The organism is Rugosimonospora acidiphila, from assembly GCF_039543385.1.
GTDB lineage: Bacteria > Actinomycetota > Actinomycetes > Mycobacteriales > Micromonosporaceae > Rugosimonospora > Rugosimonospora acidiphila.
This window is the reverse complement of the sequence record NZ_BAABJQ010000009.1, coordinates 186,449-209,624: the sequence shown is the minus strand read 5'-3', so window position 1 is coordinate 209,624 and position 23,176 is coordinate 186,449. Positions and strand designations below refer to the sequence as shown.

General features: G+C 71.6%; 20 protein-coding genes. 5 read left to right on the top strand and 15 right to left on the bottom strand.

All coding sequences use genetic code 11. The features are described from left to right. A complete protein-coding gene (locus tag ABEA87_RS17925; protein WP_345630948.1) occupies positions 1–1,005 on the top strand; it encodes an NAD-dependent epimerase/dehydratase family protein in 1,005 nt (334 codons plus the stop codon). Continuing rightward, positions 1,002–2,231, top strand: coding sequence for a four-carbon acid sugar kinase family protein (locus tag ABEA87_RS17920; protein ID WP_345630946.1), 1,230 nt, complete (start codon positions 1,002–1,004; stop codon positions 2,229–2,231). The genes ABEA87_RS17925 and ABEA87_RS17920 overlap by 4 nt, the downstream gene beginning before the upstream one ends. Here ABEA87_RS17920 and ABEA87_RS17915 read toward each other — a convergent pair. From ABEA87_RS17915 to ABEA87_RS17880, 8 genes are all read right to left on the bottom strand, one after another. Continuing rightward, complete coding sequence (locus ABEA87_RS17915) at positions 2,218–2,964, bottom strand: SDR family NAD(P)-dependent oxidoreductase (protein ID WP_345630945.1); 747 nt, start codon at positions 2,962–2,964, stop codon at positions 2,218–2,220. The two genes, ABEA87_RS17920 and ABEA87_RS17915, sit on opposite strands and share 14 nt — an antisense overlap. Before the next feature lie 160 nt (positions 2,965–3,124). Next, positions 3,125–4,639: a hypothetical protein gene (locus ABEA87_RS17910; protein WP_345630943.1), complete on the bottom strand. Its 1,515-nt coding sequence runs from the start codon at positions 4,637–4,639 to the stop codon at positions 3,125–3,127. Between the two features lie 9 nt (positions 4,640–4,648). Then, positions 4,649–5,392, bottom strand: a complete 744-nt coding sequence (locus ABEA87_RS17905) for a FadR/GntR family transcriptional regulator (protein ID WP_345630942.1) — start codon at positions 5,390–5,392, stop codon at positions 4,649–4,651. Positions 5,393–5,554: 162 nt separating this feature from the next. Beyond that, positions 5,555–6,568, bottom strand: a complete 1,014-nt coding sequence (locus ABEA87_RS17900) for a glycoside hydrolase family 26 protein (RefSeq protein ID WP_345630941.1) — start codon at positions 6,566–6,568, stop codon at positions 5,555–5,557. Between the two features lie 49 nt (positions 6,569–6,617). Beyond that, positions 6,618–9,188, bottom strand: coding sequence for a glycoside hydrolase family 2 protein (locus ABEA87_RS17895; protein ID WP_345630939.1), 2,571 nt, complete (start codon positions 9,186–9,188; stop codon positions 6,618–6,620). Positions 9,189–9,192: 4 nt separating this feature from the next. Next, entirely contained in the window at positions 9,193–10,086 is an 894-nt protein-coding gene (locus ABEA87_RS17890) for a carbohydrate ABC transporter permease (RefSeq protein ID WP_345630938.1), read from the bottom strand. Then, on the bottom strand, positions 10,086–11,060 hold the full coding sequence (locus ABEA87_RS17885) for an ABC transporter permease (protein WP_345630936.1): 975 nt from the start codon (positions 11,058–11,060) through the stop codon (positions 10,086–10,088). Before ABEA87_RS17885 ends, ABEA87_RS17890 begins: the two co-directional genes overlap by 1 nt. A 2-nt stretch (positions 11,061–11,062) precedes the next feature. Then, positions 11,063–12,697 carry a type 2 periplasmic-binding domain-containing protein gene (locus tag ABEA87_RS17880; protein ID WP_345630934.1) on the bottom strand — a complete coding sequence of 545 codons (1,635 nt, stop codon included), beginning with the start codon at positions 12,695–12,697 and terminating at the stop codon, positions 11,063–11,065. A gap of 123 nt (positions 12,698–12,820) precedes the next feature. Between ABEA87_RS17880 and ABEA87_RS17875 the strand changes: the two genes are divergently transcribed. Further along, on the top strand, positions 12,821–14,104 hold the full coding sequence (locus tag ABEA87_RS17875) for an apiosidase-like domain-containing protein (RefSeq protein WP_345630933.1): 1,284 nt from the start codon (positions 12,821–12,823) through the stop codon (positions 14,102–14,104). Positions 14,105–14,173: 69 nt separating this feature from the next. On the opposite strand, the gene ABEA87_RS17870 is transcribed toward ABEA87_RS17875, so the two are convergent. From ABEA87_RS17870 to ABEA87_RS17840, 7 genes are all read right to left on the bottom strand, one after another. Beyond that, positions 14,174–16,018, bottom strand: a complete 1,845-nt coding sequence (locus tag ABEA87_RS17870) for an FtsX-like permease family protein (protein WP_345630931.1) — start codon at positions 16,016–16,018, stop codon at positions 14,174–14,176. A 4-nt stretch (positions 16,019–16,022) separates the two neighbouring features. Next, positions 16,023–16,769, bottom strand: coding sequence for an ABC transporter ATP-binding protein (locus ABEA87_RS17865; protein ID WP_425570905.1), 747 nt, complete (start codon positions 16,767–16,769; stop codon positions 16,023–16,025). After that, complete coding sequence (locus ABEA87_RS17860; RefSeq protein ID WP_345630927.1) at positions 16,766–17,293, bottom strand: PadR family transcriptional regulator; 528 nt, start codon at positions 17,291–17,293, stop codon at positions 16,766–16,768. The genes ABEA87_RS17865 and ABEA87_RS17860 overlap by 4 nt, the downstream gene beginning before the upstream one ends. Positions 17,294–17,445: 152 nt before the next feature. Further along, positions 17,446–18,081: an ABC-2 transporter permease gene (locus ABEA87_RS17855; protein WP_345630925.1), complete on the bottom strand. Its 636-nt coding sequence runs from the start codon at positions 18,079–18,081 to the stop codon at positions 17,446–17,448. Further along, positions 18,078–19,037 (bottom strand): ABC transporter ATP-binding protein, encoded by a 960-nt coding sequence (locus ABEA87_RS17850; protein WP_345630924.1) that lies wholly within the window; start codon positions 19,035–19,037, stop codon positions 18,078–18,080. Before ABEA87_RS17850 ends, ABEA87_RS17855 begins: the two co-directional genes overlap by 4 nt. Before the next feature lie 47 nt (positions 19,038–19,084). Beyond that, complete coding sequence (locus ABEA87_RS17845; RefSeq protein WP_345630922.1) at positions 19,085–19,477, bottom strand: GntR family transcriptional regulator; 393 nt, start codon at positions 19,475–19,477, stop codon at positions 19,085–19,087. A gap of 86 nt (positions 19,478–19,563) precedes the next feature. Then, on the bottom strand, positions 19,564–20,208 hold the full coding sequence (locus ABEA87_RS17840) for a hypothetical protein (RefSeq protein WP_345630921.1): 645 nt from the start codon (positions 20,206–20,208) through the stop codon (positions 19,564–19,566). 241 nt (positions 20,209–20,449) lie between these two features. Between ABEA87_RS17840 and ABEA87_RS17835 the strand changes: the two genes are divergently transcribed. Together ABEA87_RS17835 and ABEA87_RS17830 are read left to right on the top strand one after the other, a co-directional pair. Then, positions 20,450–21,022: a hypothetical protein gene (locus ABEA87_RS17835; RefSeq protein WP_345630919.1), complete on the top strand. Its 573-nt coding sequence runs from the start codon at positions 20,450–20,452 to the stop codon at positions 21,020–21,022. An 88-nt stretch (positions 21,023–21,110) separates the two neighbouring features. Further along, positions 21,111–23,105 (top strand): DUF2264 domain-containing protein, encoded by a 1,995-nt coding sequence (locus ABEA87_RS17830; protein ID WP_345630917.1) that lies wholly within the window; start codon positions 21,111–21,113, stop codon positions 23,103–23,105. The last annotated feature ends 71 nt before the right edge of the window (positions 23,106–23,176 follow it).

Genomic DNA, 23,176 nt, shown 5'->3' with positions numbered 1-23,176 from the left:
ATGCGGGTCCTCGTCCTCGGCGGCACCGGGCTGATCAGCACCGGGATCACCCGCCAGCTACTGGCGCGCGGAGACGATGTCACGCTGCTGCGCCGCGGCACCGGAGCGGATGCCTTCGGTGCCGCGGTGACGACGGTGCGCGGCGACCGGGGCGACGTCGCGGCGCTGCGCGCGGCCTGGGGCCGCGGGCACGACGCCGTCATCGACATGCTGTGCTTCACGCCCGACGACGTGCGGGCCGCGCTGCTCGCCTTCGGCGGGGCGGCGCCGCACTACATCATGTGCAGCACGGTCGACGTGTACTCCAAACCGGCCCGATACCTACCGGTGGACGAGCGGCACGAGCGCGAGCCGACGCCGGCGTTCCGGTACGGGTACGACAAGGCGCGGTGCGAGGAGCTGCTGCTGGCCGCCCACGCCCGGGGCGACCTGCCACTGACGCTGATCCGTCCGGCCGCCACCTACCTGGACACGGCCGTGCCGTCGATCGGGTCGTTCGACCTCGCCGTCGAGCGCCTGATGGCCGGGGCGCCGGTGATCCTGCACGGCGACGGCGGCAGCCGGTGGGCGGCGTGCCACCGCGACGACGTGGCCCGCGCGTTCGTGGCCGCCACGGCGACGGCGGCGCGGGGCCGCGCGTACAACGTGACCGGACACGAGGCGCTGACCTTCGAGGGGTACTGGCGGGCCGTCGCCGACGCGCTCGGCGTGACCCCGCGGTTCGTTCACATCCCCGCCGACGTGCTGGGCGGCTGCGCGCCCCGGGCCGCCCACTGGTGCGTGCGGAACTTCCAGTACGACAACGTCTTCGACTGCTCGGCGGCGGCCCGGGAGCTGGGCTTCGCCAGCACCGTCGCGTGGGCCGACGGCATCGCCCGGGGCCTGCCAGACCGGGTGCCGCGCCCGGTCGATCCGGCCCAGCGCGCCGGGTACGAGGCGATCGTGGACTCCTGGCAGCGGGCCACCGCGTCGATGCGCGACGATCTGATGGCGAGGAACCTGTGAACGATCCGCTGCGACCGCCGGTGCTGGTGCTCGACGACGACCCGACGGGCACCCAGGCCGCTGCCGACGTACCGGTCCTGCTGCGGCCGGCGGACGTCAGCCCGACGCTGGGCGGCCGGCCCGCCGCGTACCTGCTGACCAACACGCGCGCCCTGGGCCGCGAGGAGGCGGTCGCGCTCGTCGCCGCGGCGCGGCACCGGGCCGGGCCCGGCGTCGAACTGGTACTGCGGGGCGACTCGACGCTGCGTGGGCACGTGTTCCCCGAGATGCGGGCGCTCGGGCTGGATGAGGCGGTCGGGTTGATCGTGCCGGCGTTCCCGGCAGCGGGGCGCGTGACACTGGGCGGCGTGCACTACCTGACCACCGGTGGTGCGCCGGTGAACGTCGCCGACACCGAATTCGCCCGCGACCCGGTGTTCGGCTTCTCCGCCCGCACCATGCGGGAGTGGGTCGCCGAACTGGGCGGTGAGCGCCCGGTCGAGCTGGTCGGGCCGGCGGCCCCGGGCGACGAGCGCGCCGACGCGATCCGCGACGCGCTGCTGGGCACCCCGGACGGCGGGATCGTCGTGCCCGATGTGTGCGAGGACACCGATTTCGCACCGATCATGGCCGGGCTGCGCGCGGCCCGGCTGCGGGGGCGCCGGGTGGTGGTCCGCTGCGCCGCCCCGCTGGCCGCGCTGATCGCCGGGGTGCCGGGGCGGCTGGTGCCGCCGTCCGAGGCCGGGGCCACCCGGCTGCTGATCGTGTGCGGTTCGCACACCGCGGCGGCGACCGCGCAGCTCGACGGGGTCCGTGATCTCACGCCGCCGCACCTGGTGGTACCCACGGACGCGCTGTTCGGCGAGGCTCGGCAGGACGCCGTGCGGTCGGTCGTCGAGGCCGCCCGCGGGCAGCTGGCCGGGACGGGCGTCACGGTGGTCACCACCGAGCGGCGGCGCCGGCCCGAGCACGGGGCACTGTCGGACGGCGCGACCGTGATGGCCGGCCTGATGGCGGTGACCCGCTGCCTCGCGCCGGAGGTCGACGCGATCGTGGCGAAGGGCGGCATCACCTCCGCGGAGGTCGTCACGAGCGGGCTGGGTGCCAGCGAGGCGACGGTACTCGGTCAGATCGAGGTGGGCATCTCGCTGTGGCAGGTCGGCGACGTGCCGGTCGCGGTGGTGCCGGGCAACATCGGCGACGCGGGGACGCTCGCCAGGATGGTGCGGTACTTCACCGGCGGGTGAGCCCGCCGTCGACCGGAAACAGGGCCGCCGTCGCGAAACGGGACTCGTCCGAGGCGAGGAAGACCGCGACGCCGGTGAGGTCGTCCGGGGTGCCGAGACGCCCGAGGGGCGTGCCGGCCAGCAGCGCCGCGTGGGTGGCCTCGTCGTCGAGCAGCGGGGTGATCAGCGGCGTACGGGTGGTGCCTGGCACGATGACGTTGGCCCGTACGCCCTGCGCGGCGTAGTCGGCGGCGACGATCCGGGCCAGCGCCATCATGCCGGCCTTGGAGGCGCCGTAGGCGGTGTTGCCCGCACCGGACATGGTCAGGCCGGTGGGCGAGCCGCACAGGATCAGCGAGCCCGAGGCGGCGGCGCACAGCGCGGCCATCGCGTGCTTCACGGTCAGGAACGCGCCCGTGAGGTTCACCGCGATGGTGCGCTCCCAGGTCTCCAGGCTCACCTCGGCGATCGGGCCGTCCACGTGGTGCAGCTGCTGGCCGGCGCAGACGTACACGAAGTCGGCCGGCCGACCCCACCGGGCGAACGCGGCGGCCACCTCGGCCTCGCTGGTGACGTCCGCGGGCAGCACCGTGACCGACCCGGCCAGCTCGGCGGCGAGCGCGTCCAGGGCCTCGCCGGGACGGTCGATCAGCCCGACGTGTGCACCCTCGGCGACGAACGCGCGTACCGCCGCGGAGCCGATTCCGCCGGCCGCACCGGTCACCACGCCCGCCTTGCCGACCAACCTGTTCATGCGCGACCTTCCTTGTCGAGCGCTCTTTTGTAAAAGCGCTTCCTTTGTAGAGCACTGTCTTGTCGAGTGCCTTCCGGGTCGAGGGGCGCCTTGCCGGGCGCTTCCCCGTCGAGCGCTGCCGTGTCGTGCGCTCGCATGTCCGCGGTTACGTGGTTCGCGTTCAGGTGTCGAGCACGGCCGCCGTGCGGCCGGGCACCAGCGCGTGGGTGCTGCCACGGTCGAACCCGGCCGGTTCGGGGCCGAGGTTGGCCACCAGGGTCAGCGGCGGGTCCACGACGACGGTGGCCGCGAGGAGGTGGTCGCGGCCCGTGTCGAGCACGTCCAGCCGGCGTCCGGCCAGGGTACGCAGCCGCCGCAGGATGGCCGTGGTGGGCGCCGCCGGGTCGAGCAGCACCGTCAGGGCCTCGGCCCGGCGCAGCGCGATGACGCTGGCCAGCAGCCAGGCGGCGGACAACGGATCGGACTCGCGTGGATCGACCGGATCGTCCGGGGCGGCCGGGGAGTTGGCGCCCGCCCGCGCGCGGAAGGCGAGCGGACCGACGACGACCGGCATGCCGGGTGCGACCCGGCGGGCCTGTTCGATCGCGTACGGCTGAGCCCGCACGGTTGCCATGATCGAATCGGTGTCGCTGTGGTGCGCCTGCGCGGTGACCGGGAACGTGCAGAAATCCCAGTCATCGGTCGGCGCGTCGAGGCGGTTGAGCTCCGCGAGGTGCGCGCGCGAGCCGCCGCCGACCGGTGCCCCGCAGCCGAGTTCCCGGAGCACGGCGCGGACCCGCCCGGCGTCCCCCGGGCGGGTGGTCGAGGACCCCCGGTCGAAGACGGACACCCGCTCGATGCGACCGTGCCCGGCGGGGCCGTACTCGGCGGTGCGACCGTGCCCGGCGATGCGGGCGGCGGCCTCGTCCAACCAGCCCGGGGACTCGCGGATCAGGCCGATCGACAGGGGTACGTCCGCGGGCAGGGTTGGCCAGGGGGCGCCCTCTACCAGGTCCACATGCCGGTACGCGCCCTGGTCCGCCGCGAACCCGCCGATCGCGGGTACCACGTTGGCCGTGCCACGAACCGTCACCGCCTGGATGATCTCTTCGCCGGCGTGGAACCGCCGGGGCGACGGGTCGCCCAGCGGCGGGCAGTAGCTCTTCCACCCCGGATCGGACCAGTTGCGGTGGTCCTCCATCTCGAATGGTGGGCCGTCCAGCACAATGTCGATCGGGCAGCCGGCGTCGTAGCGCAGCGAGTTGAACCCGGACGCGGGCGGCCGGGGATTGACCGCCGCCGAGAACGTTCCCGTGTCCGTCTCCGTCTGAAAGTCGCGGCCGACGAGGTCGAGCGGGTGCAGCAGGCACACGCCGATCCGCTGGCTCGAGAGGTCGCGCAGCACCCGGCCGCGCATGGTGAACCGCACCGCCGCGACGTCAACGTCGACCACACCCTCCCAGGCGAACACCGGATCGTCGCCGCCGTGCTCACCCCTCAGGATCGCGGTCACGCCGCCGGGCCGGTGCGTGAGCGACATCAGCCGGACGTCGGCGGGGTAGGTGCCCCACTCCTCGTCCCGAGCGGCCACGTAGATCGCGTCCAGCGCCCGGTGTCCCCAGATCCGGACGTCCCGCAGGGCGTCGCCGGCCACGGCAAGGCACGCGCCCTCGGCGCGCAGTTCGGTATGCGGCAACGGGCTTCCTCAGCTGACGGTGCCGCCCAGGCGGCGCCAGACGGCCCGCGAGTCGGCGAGGTGGTCGTTCATCGCCTGCTCGGCGCCCTCCGGGTCCCGCGCGGCGATGCGTTCGAGGATCTGTGCGTGCGCGCGCAGGGCGCGGTTGGGGCGCCCGGGCGAGCCGAGCGTCTTGCGCCGGATCTCCAGCAGCGCGGGCTCGATCGAGTCGAGCATCACCACGAACAGCGGATTATGGGTGGCCACCGCGATGCCCCGGTGGAACGCCACGTCCAGCGACGAGGAGAGTTCCACGTCGGTCTTCGCGGCCTTCATCCGGTCGTGCAGGTCGCGCAGGCTGTCCAGGTCGGTGTCCTGTGCCGCCCGCGCGGCGATCCGCGCCACCCGCGTCTCCAGCATTTCCCGCACGTCGTTGATCTGCTCGTACTCGACCCGGTCCCCGTCGGCGCCCTCCCGGGAGCCCTGCACGAACAGCCGCAGGGCCTGGCTGGCCGTGTCGACGTCGACCCGGGCGACGATCGCTCCGCTGCCCGACCGCACGTCGAGCACGCCCTTGGCCGCCAGCGAGCGCAGGGCCTCCCGTACGACGGTGCGGGAAACCCCGAACCGGACGCCAAGATCACGCTCCGAGGGCAGCCGATCGCCCGGCTTGAGGGCATTACTCGTGATGAGTTGGAGCACGCTGTCGGTCACCCGGTCCGAGAGCGTCGGACTGCGTTGCAGGGTGGGGTACTGGACATTCTCGGCATTCACGGTTGCCTCTCAAGGAATCGTGGTATTCCATCATGCCAGATTATCCAGCCGGCACGGGGAATCGTGGTGCGCCGCGCGCGACGGCCGGGCCCCGGCCACCGCCGGTCGGGCGGTGGCCGGGGCCCGACGCGGCGGTGACCGGGTCGGATCACGGGTGGTCGCCTACCAGAGGCGCTGGTACTCGGCCGACGCGTTCGGGTTCTGTACCGGGTCGAAGATCGAACCGCCGTAGTACGCGGCGGATTCGTCGAAGTAACTCTCGTAGGCGATATCGCGCGCGTTATGGGCGAAGAAGTCGTGCATGGCCTTGATGTACGCGGGGTCGTCACCGTTGCCGTTGGGGTCGCCGGGGTAGACGCCCCATTCCGGTACTGACAGCCGCTTGCCGTGCGCCTTGGCGAACGCGAGCCAGTAGTTGAGCCCGTACGCTCCGTTGAACTGGGAGTCGAGGTCGCCCCAGAAGTCGTACGAGTCGACGCCGACGATGTCCACGTAGGCGTTGCCGGGGTAGGCCGCGAGCACCTCGTCACCCGGCAGGCCGGCGGCCGAGCCCCGGTCGACGCTCCAGTCGAACTTGAGCCCAGGCGCGATCCGGCGCACGGTGGTCACGATCTGCCGCCAACACCCCGCGAAGTCCGTGGCGTCGGCCCCCCACACGTACCAGTTCCCGTTGAACTCCCAGCCCAGCCGGATGATGCTGTTGTCCAGGTGGTAGGAGCGCATGGTGCGGGCGAAGGTCTGCCACTGCTGGGTGTAGTCGCCGGCCGCGCAGCCGGCGAGGGTGGCGCTGCCGTCCTCGGGGATGGGCGGCACCCCGAACACCATGGTCCACGGGCTGCCCGCGTACGCGTCGTAGTTGGCGTTGGGTTCGGTGAAGTCGGCCCAGTGCGTGCGCATTGGCCAGGTGACCGCCACGTCCATCTTGTGCCCGCGCCAGTCGCCGAACGCAGTGGTGTCCGAGGGCGTCCAACTGTCGACGTAGGCGCCGCTGGCCCACGGCAGGCCGGAGCGGATCGGCGGGTGGTACGCGGTGGACGGGTGGCCCCCGGTGGGCGGGTGGTTCCCGGTGGGCGGGCAGGCCGCGGCGGCGCTGGCGGCGGTGGGGATCAGGAACAGTACGGCGCCGAGCGCGATGGCGGGTCTCGCGAGCCATCGTTTCAGGCTGGATGGTGCCACGAACGACCTCCTCGTACGGTATGTGTGGGTGAGCCGGGTGGGGTCCCGGTCACCGTTGTGCGTCGTTGGCGCAGCGCAGCACGGGGGACCGGCCGAGGTCGGCGCCGGGCAGCGGCGTGGTCGAGCGGACCCGGAACCGGGCGTGCTCCCCGGGCAGCAGCGTGACGAGCATGTGATCCACTGTGGACGAAGAATCCAGCCGGTCCGGGAACAGGCAGACGTCGCGCAGCAGGGTGGCCGCGTGGACGTCGACCTCCCAGCCGTCCGGAACCGGCCGGCCCTCGACCTCGAACTCGGCCGGCGGGTAGCTCAGCTCGCGGTCGGGCAGGTAGAACCAGTCGGCCGGGGCCAGGCCGGAGACCGAGCCCGGCCCGAGAATCGGGGCCGGGCCTGAAATCGAGCCCGGGGCGGGAGCCGGACCCGGGACCGTGGCCTCGGCGAGCGTGGCGCGGAGGAGTTCCCGGTCTGGCCGCTCCGGATCGGTGACAACGTTGTCAAGGGGTACCCGCCTCACACCGCGAGGCGCGCAGTCCACCACCAGCTCGCGGCTGGCGCGCACCGTCCCGTCGAAGTCGTACCGGGACACCGTGGCGGTACCGGTCCAGGGCAGGTCGGTGTCGTTAACCAGAACCAGTTTCAGCCCGCTGTCGGCCGGCTGGATGCTCAACGACCTCGGCCGGTACGCGTCTCGCAGCGCGTACCAGGCCGGCTTGCGCCGCCCGTCGCCGTCGACCACCGCCCAGGACGGGCCGGGCCAGCAGTCGTTGAGCTGCCACCAGATGGTGCCCATGCACCTCGGCTGGGCGGACCGGAAGTGCGTGACGCCAACCTGAATCGCGCGCGCCTGGATGAGCTGAGTCAGGAACAACCAGTCGTCGAAGTCGCCGGCCTTGCCGAAGTGCTCGGTCAGCCCACGCTCCAGCTTGGCGTTCCCGTCCAGGGCCTTCTGGTGCATCCCTCCGGTGTCGCCGATCCCGCGGCGGTAGGTCGACCAGGTCGGCGGCCCCTCGTAGCCGAACTCGGCGACGAACCGCGGCGTGCGCTGCCGGTACGCGAGGTAGTCCTTCTCGTTCCACACGTCCCAGACGTGGCTCACGCCGTGCCGGTCGTCGTTCGGGTGGATGTCCATGGAGCCGGAGTACGGGCTGCCGGGCCAGTACGGCCGGCTCGGGTCGAGCCGCGCCACCAGGCGCGGCAGCAACTCGAGGTAGTAACGCTCGCCCCAGGTGCGGCCGGCCAGCGACGCCTGCCAGTCCCAGTCGAACCAGCCCCAGATGTTCTCGTTGTTGCCGTTCCACAGGATCAGGCTCGGATGCGGGCACAGCCGCACGATGTTCTCCCGTGCCTCGGCCTCGACCTCGGCGGCCAGCCGCTCGTCCTCGGCGTAGGCGGCGCACGCGAACGGGAAGTCCTGCCACACCAGCAGGCCGAGTTCGTCGCACACGTCGTAGAACGCGTCCGACTCGTAGAGCCCACCGCCCCACACCCGAACCAGGTTGACGTTCGCGGCCAGCGCCTGGCCCAGCCGCTCGCGGTAGCGCGCGGGGCCCACCCGGGTGACGAAGGTATCGTCGGGGATCCAGTTGACGCCGCGGGCGAACACCGGCCGGCCGTTGACCCGCAGCACGAAGGCCGAGCCGATTTCGTCGGGCGAGGTGTCCAGCTCGACCGTGCGGAAGCCGACGCGGCGGCGCCACTCGTCGAGCACCTCGCCGTCGCGCCGCACGTCCACCCGTAGCCAGTACAGTGGCTGCTCGCCGTACCCCGTCGGCCACCACAGGTCGGGCGAGTCGACCGCCAGCCGCAGCACCGCGGTGCGACCGGCCGTCTGGACGCTCGCCTGCGCCCCGGCCACCCGCGCCGTCACGGTGACCGATGCCGGATCGCCGGCGTACACCAGGTCGACCGTCACCTCGACCGTCCAGCCGTCTTCGTCGTGGCGCATCACCGGCCGGACCTCGTCGAGCCGGGCGATCCGCCAGCGGTGCACCTCGACGGGTCGCCAGATGCCGGCGGTGACCAGGTCCGGCCCCCAGTCCCAGCCGAAGTTGCACGCCATCTTGCGGATCGCCGGATAGGTGCGGCCGAACGGATTCGGCCGGGGGCCGCCCGTTTCGGCGCTGCGGGCCTCGGCGAACCGTTCCGCCGAGGCGAATTCGACCACCAGCTCGTTGACCGCCGGCCCGGCCGCTTCCTCGAAGGCTGCCGCGTCGACGCCGGCCGCTTCGGCCGGGGCTGCTTCGTCGGCGGCTGTCTCGTCGGCGGCTGTCTCGTCGCCGGCCTCGTCGTCGGGGGGCGCGAGCAGGGCGGCGATCGGAAAGCGGTAGCCGCGATGCATGTTCTCGGTCCGGCCCAGGGGTGTGCCGTTGAGGCTGACCGCCGCGACCGTGTCCAGCCCGTGGAAGACCAGGTCGACCTGGTCGCCGGGCGCGTGCTCGGCGACAAAGCGCGTCCGGTAGCGCCAGTCCGCCCAGCCGATCCACTGGGTGCGCGCCTCGTTGTCGCCCAGGTGCGGATCCTCGATGGCCCCGGCGGCCATCAGGTCGGTGTGCACGCAACCCGGCACCGTCGCGGGGTACTCGTTGCCGTCCGGTGCGCGCAGCGTCCAGCCGGTATCCAACGGGCTAACCTTTGATCGCACCGGTGAGTACGCCCTTCGTGAAGTATCGCTGCAGGAACGGGTAGACCACGAGGATCGGGACGGTGGCGACCACGACGACCGCCATCTGGATGGACTGCGCCGCCACCCGGAGCTGACCGGAGGCCGGGGCGCCGGCCTGATCGAGATTCTGGCCGTGGATCACGTACTGGTTGAGTACCAGCTGGATCGGCCACTTGGTGCTGTCATTCAGGTAGAGCAGCGCGTTGAAGAAGTCGTTCCAATACCCGACGGCGTAGAACAGCGCGACGACCGCCAGCACCGCCTTGGACAGCGGCAGCACGATGCGGGTCAGGATCTGCCACTCGGAGGCGCCGTCGATGCGCGCCGAGTCGAAAAGGTCGGCGGGGATCTCCATGAAGAAGTTGCGCAGCACCACCATGTTGAATGCGTTGGCCACCCCGGGGAGGATCAGCGACCAGTACGAGTTGAGCAGCCCGAGCGACTTCATCAGCAGGTAGTTCGGGATGATGCCCGAGGTGAACAGCATCGTGGCGAGCACGGCGTAGAGCACGAAGCGGGTGCCCGGCACATCCCGGGTGCGGCTGAGCCCGTAGGCCATGCCGATGGTGATGATCATCGACAGGGCGGTGCCAACCAGGGTCACTCCGATGGAGATCATGAGCGACCGCAGCACCACGTTGCCGGAGAAGATCGCCTTGTACGCGGCGAACGAGTAGTGGGTGGGCAGCAGGCCATTTCCCGAGACGCTGGTGGTGTCGCCGGAGAAGCTCGTGGCCACCACGTACACGAATGGGTAGAGCATCACGAACACGATGCCCGCGATGACTATGCCCTTGAGGGTCTGCACCGGCCAGGTCGGGCGGTTCTGCCAGGGCGGTCGGCCTATCGCGCTCATCAGAACAGCCCTCCGCTCCCGGTGCGCTTGGCGATCCGGTTGGCGCTGATCACCAGTACCGTGCCGATGACACCCTTGAACAGGCCGGCCGCCGTGGCCAGGCCCCACTGGCCGCCGATGACGCCGCGGTAGTAGCCGAACGTGTCCAGCACCTCAGCCGCGCCCGAGCCGACGGCGTCCTGCTGGAGCAGCAGCTGCTCGAATCCGACCGAGAGCACGGTGCCCAGCCGCAGGATCAGCAGGAGCACGATGACGTTGCTGATGCCCGGCAGCGTCACGTGCCACATGCGCCGGAAGCTGTTCGCGCCGTCGACGGCCGCCGCCTCGTACCGCTCGACCGGGATCGCCGAGATCGCGGCGAAGAAGATGATGGTCCCCCAGCCGACCTCCTTCCACACCACCTGCGCGGTGACCAGCGCCAGGAACGTGTGCGGGTCGGCCATCACGTTCTCGTGGCCGTGGCCGAGGCTGTTCAGCAGGCTGGCCATCGGGCCGACCCCGCCGAGCACCGCCTGCCAGATCGAGATGACGATGACCCAGCCGAAGAAGTGCGGCAGGTAGACCACCGACTGGACGAGCCGCTTCGCCTTCTCGGAGATGAGGCTGTTGAGCATCAGCGCCAGGGCGATCGGCGCGGGGAACGCGAACAGGATCTGCATCAGGCTGATCAGCGCCGTGTTCTTCAGCGCCGTCAGGAACTCGGGATCGCTGAACAGGTCGGTGAAGTTCTGCAGGCCGACCCACGGGCTCGCGTTGAACCCGAGGAACGGCGAATAGTTCTTGAACGCGACCAGGTTTCCGAACAGCGGCACGTACTGGAAAATCACGAAGTACGCGACCCCGGGAACGATGAACAGGTACATCCAGCGTTCCCGCAGGATCCGGGACACTGTCCCCGCCGACCGCGCGGAGCGCGAATCGGTCGGGGACGGCGTGCCCGCGGTGGCGGTGTGGCGGGTGGTGGCGACGGTCATCGCTACTTCGAGTCCTGGAACTCGCGGCGTACGGCGTCGCCGCCCTGCGCCTTCCAGTTCTTGCGTAACGTGTCCAGTTCAGACAGGGGCTTCTGTCCGCTCACGATGGCCTTGAACTCGTCCTGGATCAGCTTGTCGAGCGTCGCGCCCTTGGCCACCCGGGTCTGGGACACCTTCGTCATCGTCGGGTCCGGGACGAGCGACGGGGTGACCTGTTCGAAGTACTTCTGGATCGTCGCGGATTCGTTGGGCGGTCCGGGGTCGTAGATGGACGCCTCGATCGGGCTGGGTACGTACTGTCCGGCCATTTCGGCGAGCATCGCCGGGTTCTGCGACGGGGTAGGGATCCCGTCCTTCATCGTGTAGTTGTGCCCCTCCACACCGTAGTTGATGAGCGTGTACTCGGCGCTGCCGAACGGCGCGGCGAAGTAGTTGAGCACACTGAGCAGCTCTCGGACCTTCTTCTCGTCCTTCGCGTGCGTGCTGGGGATGGAGAACATGCCGTAGCTCGCCGGCCCCTGGTAGAACCCGGCCGCGCCGCCGTCCTTGCCGGGCGCGATGAAGGGCTTGATGCTGCCCACCATGTCGGCGACCCCCTTGATGGGCGTGCCGCGCAGATAGGTCAGGGACGCCAGCATGTTGCCGCCGAAGAATCCGGTGCTGCCGCCCGTCCAGAGGTCCTGTTCCTGGGAGTAGTTGTTGCTGGCCGCGTTCGGGTGGAAGCCGCCGTCCTTCCAGAGTTTGACGAGGAACTCCAGGGCGGCCTCGAATTCGTCGGTCTCGATGTAGCTGGTGAGCGTCCCGTCGGAGTTGAGCCGCCAGTTGTTGGGCACGCCGAACATCGACAGCACGAACTCCTGGTCCCAGGGGGTCACCGCGCCGAACGCCCAGGTCTTGTTGGTGGAGAACGCCTTGAGCATGGCGTAGACCTCGTCGGCGTTGGTGGGTGCCTTGCCGCCCAGCCGTTGCATCCAGTCCGCGCGGAACAGCGGCTGCCCGGTGTTGGCCGCCGGTACCGGGCGGGGCACGCCGTAGAGGCCACCCTGGATCGCCGAGTTCTTCCAGGACACGGCGGGGAGCGCCGCCAGGTTGGGGTAGTCCTTCGAGTGGCTGCCGCCGAGGTAGGGCGACAGCTCGATGAAGGCGCCCTGCAGCACCGCGCCCAGCGCGGCCGGCGCCTTGTTCGGCTGCAGGTTCAGGTAGAAGATGTCGGGGATGTCGCCGCTGGCGATGAAGGTCTGCGTCTTCTGCGCCAGGTCGGCGTCGGTGACGAGGGTGGCCTTGATGTTCGCGTTGAGCTGCTTGTTCAGCTCCTGCTGCCAGATGTTGCCGGACAGCGCCGGCGGCGGTGCGTTGTAGTTGACCTGCATGGTGGTGATGTCGCCGCCGGAGCCGGGCGGCGCGCTCACCGACGGCTTGGGGCTGGCCGGGTACTGCGTGTAGGCCGGCAGCACTCCACCGACCGTGCTGCTCAACTGTCCGGGCAGGGCCGGGGGCGTCACGGAGTCAGGTAGGAGGAGGTCCTTCGGGGCTCCGGCGGGCGACGCAGAGGAGCCGCCGCCGCACGCGCTCAGTGCCGCGGCGCCGGCCAGCCCCGCGGTCAGACCCAGAAAGCTCCTCCGGTTGAGGCGATTCATCGTTGCTCACCTTCCTCAACGGGTCACACATCAAGTGGTATGCCGTATGCTGACATGCCAGTTCCCCGGATGTAAACACCGGGTTTCGCGACCCCGAACTCAGCAGCGGCCGAACGGAGTCCCATGCCCCGCGTCACCATCGACTCGAGCGCGCCCCGCTTTCTCGTCGACGGCGAGCCCCAGTTCCTGCTGTCCGACACCATCTGGTGCGCCTTCGCCCGCCCGACTCTCGGCGAGTGGCGCGCCTACCTGCGGCTGCGCCGCCGCCAGGGATTCAACGCACTGAACATCAACATCCTGTCGATCCCGCACGACCGCAGCGCTTCGACGGTGGCCGGTGTGGAGCGCTCGCCGTTCCTGCCCGCGGCCGACGGCTCCTGGGACCTGGACCGACCCGACCCGGCCTACTTCGCCAACGCCAGGGCCATGCTCGAGCTGGCCATCGAGCACGGCATGGTGCCGACCCTCGTGGTGCTCTGGTGCAACTACGTCCCCGGCACCTGGGGTGCGGCGCTGACCCCGGAGCTGGTGCTCACCGAGGAGCAGACCGACCGGTACGTCGACCTCGTCATCGAATCCTTCGCCGATCTGGGCGTCACCTTCGCCGCCAGCGGCGACGACAACTTCACCGACCCGCGCTCGGCCGACCGGTACGAGCGGGTGCTGCGCCGGCTGCGGGAAAAGGCACCCGACACACTGCTCACGCTGCACCCTGGCGTCTACGTCACGCAGCCGCCGCAGCTGACCGGCGGCGACCTCATGGACTACTACTCGTACCAGGCCGGACACGACGAAGGGTGGGACACTCAGCCCGGCGAGCAGGCGACCGGCCTGCGTGCCATGCCGGTCCGCCGGCCGATCGTCAGCATGGAGCCGTGCTACGAGGGGCACGGGTACGGCAAGGGCAGCGGCCGGCACACCGCCGCCGACGTCCGGCTCGCCTCGTGGTCGTCGGTGCTCGCCGGTGCCGGAGCCGGCCTCGGGTACGGGGCGCACGGCGTCTGGTCCTGGCACCGGCCCGGGGAGCCGTTCAACGGCGAGCACTTCTCCGGCACGCCGTTCCCGGCCGACGTGGCGCTGCGCTTCGACGGCGCCTGGGACGTGGGCCTGCTGCGCCGCCTCGTCGAGGCGCACGGGCTCCACGACCTGGCGTCGAGGCAGGATCTCGTGGTCGGCGATCGCAGCGGGGCCCGGTTCGGGTTGCAGGAAAGCCCGCGGCGCGCCGCCCTGTACCTGCCGCACCCCTTCGCCGTCACGATCGACGCGGACCTGTCCGGCTGGCAGGTCGAGTGCTGGAACCTCGGCGCCCGCAACCGGGACCGGCCCAACCTGACGGTCGAGGACGGCCGCACCCGGATCGAGCAGCCGGAGTTCCTCTCCGACAGCCTCTTCCTGTTCACCGGCTGACGACCGCGCCGCGCGCCGGCGCGCGGGCGCGGCCGGGCCACCGGCCGCGCCCGCGAACAGCCGGCCCGGTCACCCGCCGGACGCGAGCGCCTCGGTCACCGAGCGCCGGCCGCCGAGGCGCGCGGGAACGGCGGTGAGCCCCGCCACCACGAGTACGGTTGCCAGCACCACGGCCAGCAACTGCCCGAGCGAGGGAAGCGTGGCCCGGTCGCTGTCGCCACCGGTGATCACGTTTATCGCGGTCAACAGTCCGAGGCCTCCGGGGAAGACGCCCAGGGCGGCGCCGACGAGCGCGGGCAGCACCTGGGCGGCCGCCAGCGCCGCACTCACGTCGCGTGGGGTCGCGCCGAGGGCGCGCGCCAGCGCCGACGAGCGCCGGTTGTCGAGCACGGTCGCCCAGGTGATGACGACGGCGTTGACCGCCGCCAGGCAGAGCAGTATGACCGTCCAGACCAGAAGCACGTGATGGAGCACGCCGATCTGGGCCGCGTCGTACCCGTCGGCGACAGGTTGGGTGGCGAGGACGGAGTCGAGTACCAGCAGGACGTAGATCCCGCTGATCGTGACCGCGATGCTGACCACGCCCAGGACGATGCGGCGCGGCCGGCGGGCGGCGACCCGCACGGCGAGCAGCAGCGCGACGGGCAGCCGCGCCGAGATCGCGATCAGCCAGCCGACGCGCCGGGGTGGACGCGGCGAGTCGGCCAGCGCGTTGACCGTGCTGAGCCGGGCGGCGCGCAGGGCCGGAACGGCGGTCGCGACCACCGCGACCGCGACCGCCACGGCGGTCACCAGGCCGACCGTCGAGGCGGACATCGGCGGTGTGCCCGGGCTGCCGAGCAGGCCGGCGCTGGACGCGGTGAGCAGGGGTGCGGCCAGCGAGCCGATCGCCAGCCCGGCCGCCGCCGCGACGATCGCCACGAGCACATACTCCGCGAGCAGCACCACGGCGACCAGGCTCGGGGTGCCGCCGACCGCCTTGAGCAGCCCGACGCGCCTGATCTGGTCGGCCATCCGGCCACCGACCAGCAACGAGAGGCTGGCCACGGCCAGCAGACCGAGCAGCCAGGATCCCATCAGCAGGATGATCTGGGAGTCTCCGGCCAGTTCGGTGGCGTCCTGGAGGACGTCCCGCCAGGACTGCATGGGGGTGGCGCCGTCGTGTTCGCCGTGGTGCGCGTCGATGAACGACTGGGCGTCATCCGGGTCGGCCAGCTTCAGGTTCATCACGTAGGAGAGGGAGTCCGGGTCGGGGGTGAGACCGAGCACGTCCGCCCGGGTGAGCCAGACAAGTCCGGGATTGCGCAGCAATCCCGGCGGTAGTTCGGCGGCCTGATCCGGGGGGACCGCGCCGTTGACGCAACCGACGGCGACCACGCAGGAGGTCGCCGGGTAGGGCGCCATGGCCGCGGTGACCGCGATGCCGACGACCCTGAACGACCGGCCGTTCAGGGTCACCGGGTCACCGACGCGCAGCCCGAGCGCGCCTGCGAAGGCGGCCTCGACCACCACGCCGCCGTCCCCGACCCAGCCGCCCCGCACCAGCTCGGGCGCGTCGACCGACGAGCGCTCGGCGTCGCGCCCCACGACCTGCACATCCGAGGTCCGATCGGGCGTCCCCAGTTTCGCCGGAGCGACCGGGTACGGTCCGCTGTGGTCGATGACGCCGGAGGCGCTGGCCAGTTTCTCGAGGCCGGGAAGTCGCTCGGACCGGCTGACGCTGGCCACCACGTCGGGCCCGTTGGTCGCCTGCCGGGTGCGCTGGTACGGGTCGCTGGCCGCGTCGCGCAGGACGAGCCCGAGCGTCAACGTCGTGGTGGCGGCCACGATGGCGAGCAGCAGCAGCGCGGTCTCGACCCGGCGCCGCCGGAGGTCACGCACGGCGAGGCGGCCAATGAGCACGATGCGGCCCATCGCCTCAGTCCTCCAGCCGGATGAGCGAGCCGAGCCGTCCGGTGGTGCCACCGGTCAACCTGGTCTCGTCCACGAACGCGCCGTCGCGCATCGAGATCATCCGGTCCGCGGTGGCCGCGATCCGCGCGTCGTGCGTGACGATGACCAGCGCCTGACCTGCCTCGTGCAGGCTCTCGAAGAGCTGGAGGACGTCCAGGGTGGCGGCGCTGTCCAGGTTTCCGGTCGGTTCGTCGGCGAGCACGAGCAACGGTTCGTTGCACAACGCCCGGGCGATCGCGACTCGCTGCCGCTGACCACCGGACAGCGCGGAGGGCAGGAAACGCTCCCGCTCGGCGAGCCCGACCTGCTCCAGCAACTCCTTCGCGCGCCGCCTGGCGGCTCGCGACGATCGCCCGGCCAGCAGCGCCGACAGCTCGACGTTCTCCACGGCGGTGAGCTCCTCCATCAGGTGGAAGGACTGGAAGACGAAGCCGACGGCGCCGCGGCGCACCCGGGCCAGGGCCCGCTCTCCGATGCCGTCGATGCGGCGGCCGTCCAGCGACACCTCGCCACCCGAGGGCCGGTCCAGCCCGCCGAGCAGGTGCAGCAGTGTGGACTTGCCGCAGCCGCTGGGCCCCATCACCGCCACCGTCTCTCCCGCACCGACATCGAGGTCGACGCCGTCGACCGCGCGCACGAATCCCGCCCCCTTGCCATACTCCTTCCGCAGCCCGCGGGCGCGGAGTACGGGCGCGTCGGCGACGTGGCTCACGAGCCGCTCCTCCGGTGGATCCAGTGCTTCTCGCATGCCTCAAGCCAGCGCAGATCCGCCTGGAACCGGAGCGCGATGCCCTCCAGCAACAGCGCCGCGGTCGAGTGGGCCGGCTCGGCCATGGCGGCGCGCTGGGCGTCCCGCAGCCGCCGCAGCAACTCCCGGCGCTGCGTGTCGACGATGGTGAGCGGGTCGGCCAGTCCCGCCGACGCGGCCGCGACCAGCTTGAGGTGGAACTCCGCGAGGTCGGGCCGCGGCCAGCTCAGCTCGGCGACCCACTCGGCGACCCGCTGCTGGCCGTCGGGGGTGAGCGCGTACACCTTGCGATCCGACCGGTCGGCGTCGTCGGTGGAGTTCTCGACCGCCAACAGTCCGGCCTTCTCCAGCCGGGTCAGCGTGACGTAGATCTGTCCGGCGTTCATCGCCTCGCCGAGCGGGCCGAGCGCGTCGCGCAGCCGCGTGCGCAGCTGGTAACCGTGCGAGGGCTCCTTGGCCAGCATCGCCAGGACTACTTCTTGTCGCACCGGACCCCCTAACCGTTAGCTAATATAGCTAACGGTTATCCCCGCCGATGTCAAGCACCCTCGATGACGACGAAGATGGTCGTGACGGGAGGCCCTCGCCGCTTCCGATCGCGTCGGCGGCGGGTGGTGGGGTCGCGGCGTGGCGAGCGGGTCTAGCGCACGCGCCGCGTGTCCGCGGCGATGGCCACGGCGACGGACGCCACGATCGCGACCGCGCCGGCCACCCAGACAAGCGGGAGCCACGCCTGGACCGACGCGACGGTCACGTGCAGCCGGGTGGTCAGATGCAGCTTGATGATGACCGCCATGATCAACGCTACCGGCAGTACGGTGCCCAGGCCGCCGATCCGGCTGTGTCCGAACCGGATGAACAGGGGGAACTGGATCGCGACATTGACGACGAACACCGCCCAGGACAGCGTCAGCACCACCAGCAGGGTGCGACCATCGAACGCGTCGGCCTGGGCCCGCGCGAAGGCAAGCGTGAACATCGCACCCGCGGCGGCGAGGGCGAGATAGGTGGCCAGCGCCCAGGCGTAGTGCCCGTACAGCACCGAGCGGCGGGGCACGGGCAGGACGGCGTACAGCGTCTCCAACCCCGCCTTGTCGGCGGCCTGCAGCGGGAAGGCGGCGATCGCGGGGATGGCGAGCAGGGCGAGCGCCGGCACGAGCAGGATAGGGTTTTTGAACTCGATCAGGGCCACCACGACGAACAGCAGGAGCGCCTGGCTGCGGTATGCCACGGCGGTGCGCAGGTCCAACACGACCGTGCGGGCGATGGCGGTCATGCGATCTCCCGGGTGGGCATCGAGGAATCGGACTGGCGCCGGCCGGCGCCACGGCGTGGTTCGGGGCCGCGACTGGCGCCGTTGCCCGGATCAGGGTGGGGAACGCGGGCTCCGATGTGGACGGCGATGTCGTCAAGGGTGGGAGCCTCGACGAGGACCCGCTCGGCCAGGAGATCGGCCTCCTCGGTGCGCACGAGAGCCTGCGCCCCGGTCGGCGTCCGCCGGGCGCCGATCAGCTGGACGCCGACCAGTCCACTCAGGTCGTCCGGGCCGCCACGTACGATCCGGTACGCATCCAGGACCTCGTCCTTGGTGCCGGTCCGGACTATCCGACCGTCGTGGATGAGCGTCACATAGTCACCGATGCGGTCCAGGTCGGGAGTGATGTGCGTGGAGAACAGGACGCTGTGCCCCTCGTCGAGCAGGAAGTCCCCGATGATGCCGACGAGCTCGTCGCGGGCGACCGGGTCCAGGCCGCTGGTCGGCTCGTCGAAGACGAGCAGCCGCGCCTGGTGCGACAGCGCGACGGTAATCATGAGTTTCATCGCCATGCCACGCGACAGGTCCTTGACCTTGGCCCGCGGGTCGAGGCCGAAGGTGTCGAGCAGTTGCCGGTAGCGCGAGCCGTCCCAGCGGTCGTAGAAGGGGCGCAGCGCCCGCTCGACCTCGACCAGCCGCCACTCGCCCACCAGATAGGTGTGGTCGAGCACCACCCCGACATCCTGGCGCAGCGCGACCGGTCCCGGTACCCGATGGCCGAGCAGTTCGATCTCGCCGGTCTGGATCGGACGCATGCCCAGCAGGCAGCGGATGGTCGTGGTCTTACCGGCGCCGTTGGCGCCGATCAGGCCCATGACGTAGCCGGTCGGCAGTTCGAAGCTCACATCGCGTAAGGCGAAGTTGTCGCCCACCGTGGTGCGCACGCCACGCAGGGCGAACGCGAGATCGCTGCACATCGATTAGGTCCTCCTTGAGTCTCGGGCATGCCCTGAATGGTGGCCTGCTAACGGACGGCGTCCTGCTGGTCCTCGCGCATCAGCCCGTCGAGGATCTCGATGAGATCGTCACGCCGGAGGCCGGCGTGTCGGCCGGCGTTCAGGGCGGCCTGCAACCCGTCTTCCACCTGGCGCAGAAGCTGCTCCCGCACGAGTTCCGAGTTCATCGGCAAGACATAGGCACCCTTGCCGGGGATCGTCGCGATGAAGCCCTCGGCGGCCAACTCGGTGTAGGCGCGGGTGGTGGTGATGATGCTGATCCGCAGGTCACGCGCGAGGGCGCGGACCGACGGCAGGGCGCTGCCCTCGGCGAGCTCGCCCGACAGGATGGCCGTGCCCACCTGCTCTTTGATCTGTTGGTAGAGGGGCACGCCAGCGTTGTTGGACAACACCACCCGCACGACAGTCCTCCGATCCCGCACCGACCTGTTCTGACTGTACATGGACAGTATATACAGACGGAACAGTGGTGGCGGGCCGGATCGGCTCAGATCAACGCGCCGACGACTCCGATCAGCAGGGCCGCCACCAACGACAGCGCGGCCAGGACCAGGAAGCCCGCGAACAGCCCGGGGAGCAGTCGCAGCAGGAACCCCCACGGCGGCGGGTTCGTCCCCACTGGTACGCCGTCGCCGATCCTCACCCGCCTCACCATCACGCACGGCACGCAGAGCAGCACCGCCGCCCCGGCCACGATCCCGAAGGTGCCCGCGACCTCCAGCGCGGCGGTCGCCGCCCGCGGCTGGGTGTACCCGCCGCCCGACTCGCGCCGCAGCTGGGCCGGCTTGCCGACATCGACGTTCGCGTTGTCGATGCTGGCCGAGTGGTCGACGAGGCCACCGTCCACGGAGGTGAACGTGCCCCTGCACGTCCGCACGCGGGCCTTGCCGGCGCCGGTGGTGTGGCACCGGGTGGCGACGAAGGTACCGGGTACCCCGGCCAGCTTCGTGGCGTACGCGAAGCCGCCGACGGTCAGGCTGATCAGCCAGGTCGCCAGCGCGAGGACGCCGATGGAGAACAGGACGCCGAGCGCGGTGCGCAGCACGCTCGGCGGACGCGGCGCGTCCCTGGCTCCGGCCGGATCCTGGGTGGGTTGCGACTCCGGCTCCGTCGCCCGGCCGTACCGATCCATGCTGTTCCCTTCGCGCCCTACCCGCCGGCCCAAACCCGCCGGTCCAACGTGCACAGGCTCGCACACAGCACAGATCCGCGCAGTGCACAGGCTCGCGCAGTGCGCAGGCTCGCGCAGTGCACAGGCTCGCGCAGTGCGCAGGCTCGCGCACTGCACAGGTCCGGGCGCCAGCGTAACGACCCGGCGCACCTCGCCGAGGTCGGCGCCGCCGCCGCCCCGGGAGCGCGGATAGGCTGGCCGGGTGACCGTACTCGATGTCTGCTGGATCGACCGCCAGTACGACCGGGGGAGCGCGACTGCGGGCTCGGGCCGCTTCGTCGAACACGTGCGGCGTAACGCCGGAGAGTTCGACGACTGCTGGGGTGACATCTCGCCGGTGAGGTTCGCGTGCACGGTCTGGCGGCTGGCGACGGTACCCCGGCTCGACCCCGGGTACGTCCGGTTCCATCGCCGGATCCTGTCCGCCGAGTGCGCGCGCAACGAGTGGGACGGCTCGTTGCTGGCCCGGGTGCAGGTGGCCGGGCCGGTACCGGAGGCGCTGAGCCGGTCGCGGGTGTGGACCCAGGATCGCGGCTGGCGCGGCTGGCCGACGACCTTCGGCCAGTTCCTCGCCCCGTCCCAGCGGGAGCTGAGCCGCTTCCCGCATGTCCGACCGGTGCTGCTGGTGGACGCGCCGTTGCCGCTTGAACAGCTTCCGCCCGTGCCGGACGCGCCACCGCCGGACCTGCCCGAGCTGGCCGAGCGGACGGTCGGCGTGCTGGTCCGTGAGCTGGACGGGCTGCTCGCCCCGATGGTCAGCGCGTGCGAACAGTGAGCGCGGGCCAGCGCGGGCCAGCGGTGAGCAGTGGGCACGGGCCAGCGGTGAGCGCGGGCCAGCGGTGAGCGGTCAGCGCGGGCCAGCGGTGAGCGCGCCGGATGTGGACGGCTGGTCGCGCCGTGACTGGACCGGGTTCGCCGACCGGATTCTGGGCGCCGTCCGGCCCTACGCCTCGCCCGGGCACGCCCGCATCACGCCGCCCGGCCGTCCGGGCGGGTACGGGCGGGCCGTTGACGGGCTGGAAGGGTTCGCCCGCACGTTCCTGCTCGCCGGCTTCCGCATCGCCGGCGAGCGGGGTGCCGGGCTGGACGAGCTGGCCGACTGGTACGCGACCGGCATCGCGACCGGGACCGACGCGGCGTCGCCCGAGCGGTGGGTCCGGCTCGACGAGCACGGTCAGGCGAAGGTGGAGGCCGCGTCGATAGCGCTGATCCTGGACCTGACCCGGCCGTGGATCTGGGACCGGCTCGACCCGGGGGTACAGGAGCGGGTGGTCGAATACCTGTCGCCGGCGGTGGGCGACTCGACGTACCCGCACACCAACTGGCTCTGGTTCCGGCTGGTGGTGCAGACGTTCCTGCGTTCGGTCGGCGGCCCCTGGTCGGCCCGGGAGATGGCGGAGGACCTCGCCGAGCACGACTCGTTCCGGCGCTCGGGCGGTTGGCTGTCGGACGGGCCCACCCGGGCGTACGACCACTACGGCGGCTGGGCGCTGCACCTCTACCCGGCGTTGTGGGCCCGCATGTCCGGCGCCGCAGACCTCGCCGCCGCGCGGCGCGACGCCGACGTCCGGGCGCTCGACGCCTTCCTGCGCGACGCCGTGACGCTCGTCGGCGCGGACGGCTCCCCGCTGATCCAGGGACGCAGCCTCACCTACCGGTTCGCCGCGGCGGCACCGTTCTGGGTCGGTGCGCTGGCGGGCGTGCCCTCCGTGGCGCCGGGCCAGCTGCGGCACGCCGCGGCCCGCGTCGTCGGGCACTTCATCCGGCACGGTGCGCCGGACGATCGCGGCCTGCTCACCGTCGGCTGGCACGCGTCGTGGCCGCGGCTCGCCCAGTCGTACTCGGGCCCCGCCTCGCCGTACTGGGCCAGCAAGGGACTGCTGGGCATCGCGCTGCCGGCCGACCATCCCGTGTGGACGGCGCCGCCCGAGCCGCTGCCGGTCGAGACCGGTGACGTGCTGCGCGCGGTGGCCGCGCCGGGCTGGCTGATCGCCGGCACCCGGGCCGACGGCATAGTGCGGGTCGTCAACCACGGCACGGACCACGCGGACGAGGGCCGGACGCTGGCCGATTCCCCGCTGTACGCGCGGCTCGGCTACTCGACCGCGACCAGTCCGCTGCTCGACGACGGGGGCTGGGCCGCGCCGGTCGACCAGTCGGTGGTCCTGGTCGACGATGCCGGCGCGACGACGCACCGCACCGGAATGCGCACGCTCACCGTCCGCGTCGACGGCGCCCCCGACGACGTCGCGAGCGCCCCCGACGACGTCGCGAGCGCCCCCGACGACGGCCTTCTGGGGGAGGGCGGCGGCCTTCCCGAAAAGGGTGGGAGTGATGCCGCGCTGGGGGTGGCCGGGTCGACCACGATGGCGCACTGGGTGACCATCGAACCGGGGCAGCGCGACTACGGGGAGGGTCGGGCGGGGCGGTGCCGCCCGGCCGCCCGGCTGACCGTCTTCTCGCTGGTGCGCGGCGCCCACGAGGTGCGCCTGGTACGGGTGGGCGAGCCGGCCGGCGGGCTCGATCCGGCCACGGTGCGGCTGCGCGTCGGCGGCTGGCCGGTCACCGGCGGCCTCACCTCCCGCGTGGTGAGCCTGATCGGCGAGGGCACCGAGGGCACCACCGTTCATGAGGACGGCGGTCCGCTCGGCGCTCCGGTGCGGGTGCCGTGGCTGGATTACCCGGTCCGCCCGGCGACCTGGGTGGCGGCGCTGGTCGAACTGTCCGGTGTGGATGGACCGTCGCGATCCGGTGCCTGCCGAGCGACGCTCGACGGGGCGGGCGAGTGGCTGGACGTGCGGGTCGAGTGGCCCGACGGCGTCCGCACCCGTACCCGCCTCGACGTTCGCGACGGATGAGGCCGGGTTTCCGCCGAGCGACTCAGCCGGCGGTCTGTCCGTCGCTTTTCTCGAATGCCTGAGCGACCCGC

Excerpts from the sequence above, each read along its gene's own strand:
- ABEA87_RS17925 (WP_345630948.1), top strand. The coding sequence starts at position 1 with ATGCGGGTCCTCGTCCTCGGCGGCACCGGGCTGATCAGCACCGGGATC.
- ABEA87_RS17915 (WP_345630945.1), bottom strand. The coding sequence starts at position 2,964 with ATGAACAGGTTGGTCGGCAAGGCGGGCGTGGTGACCGGTGCGGCCGGC.
- ABEA87_RS17890 (WP_345630938.1), bottom strand. The coding sequence starts at position 10,086 with ATGAGCGCGATAGGCCGACCGCCCTGGCAGAACCGCCCGACCTGGCCG.
- ABEA87_RS17885 (WP_345630936.1), bottom strand. The coding sequence starts at position 11,060 with ATGACCGTCGCCACCACCCGCCACACCGCCACCGCGGGCACGCCGTCC.
- ABEA87_RS17880 (WP_345630934.1), bottom strand. The coding sequence starts at position 12,697 with ATGAATCGCCTCAACCGGAGGAGCTTTCTGGGTCTGACCGCGGGGCTG.
- ABEA87_RS17875 (WP_345630933.1), top strand. The coding sequence starts at position 12,821 with ATGCCCCGCGTCACCATCGACTCGAGCGCGCCCCGCTTTCTCGTCGAC.
- ABEA87_RS17870 (WP_345630931.1), bottom strand. The coding sequence starts at position 16,018 with ATGGGCCGCATCGTGCTCATTGGCCGCCTCGCCGTGCGTGACCTCCGG.
- ABEA87_RS17855 (WP_345630925.1), bottom strand. The coding sequence starts at position 18,081 with ATGACCGCCATCGCCCGCACGGTCGTGTTGGACCTGCGCACCGCCGTG.
- ABEA87_RS17850 (WP_345630924.1), bottom strand. The coding sequence starts at position 19,037 with ATGTGCAGCGATCTCGCGTTCGCCCTGCGTGGCGTGCGCACCACGGTG.
- ABEA87_RS17840 (WP_345630921.1), bottom strand. The coding sequence starts at position 20,208 with ATGGATCGGTACGGCCGGGCGACGGAGCCGGAGTCGCAACCCACCCAG.